The following is a 522-nucleotide window of genomic DNA, read 5'->3' as shown; positions in this document are numbered from 1 at the left end:
CCGTCCGTCGCGCGCTCATGCTGCTTAATCAAGACGGTCTAACAGTTGGTATTCCCGGACGGGGCACCTTCGTAACAGACCCCAAATCAACGCCCAACACGTCTCCTCTGGCCGCGGAGAACAGTTGGAATGCTTCAACTACACTCCTCACTTATCCCAGACTCGTCTCTGCACTACTTCAGAAGGCGGACGACACTGAACGGAAGCTCTTGAATACCACTGAAGAACCTTTTATTGCGCACATCCAGCGCTCTCACTACCTTGACGAGAACCATACAAAACTCGTGGGCATAGAGGTTGGAATTGTTAGAGGCGACGTCTTCCCAGGCATACTCGGACTTGATTTATCTCAAAACCTCAGCGAGCTTCTTTTAGGCGACCATTGGGAACCTAAACGAGAGATAACAACGTCGCAGACCATTCGCGCAACCATGTCTAACGAACTGGAAGCTGAACAACTACATATCGCCGAACCAGCGCCCCTGCTAGCTCTTGAGACCTCTTTTCTCGACGAAGCAGGGA

The 522-nt window shown here is 51.5% G+C and carries 1 protein-coding gene; it reads left to right on the top strand.

The annotated features are described in order from the left end of the window. Positions 1–209: 209 nt before the first annotated feature. The coding region (locus HMPREF1627_RS10645) for a UTRA domain-containing protein (RefSeq protein WP_234305179.1) at positions 210–522 on the top strand (313 nt) is incomplete at its 3' end.

Source organism: Actinomyces sp. S6-Spd3 (genome assembly GCF_000758755.1).
Taxonomy (GTDB): domain Bacteria; phylum Actinomycetota; class Actinomycetes; order Actinomycetales; family Actinomycetaceae; genus Pauljensenia.
Note: the sequence above shows the minus strand (reverse complement) of the source record. Positions and strands in the feature narration are given on the sequence as shown.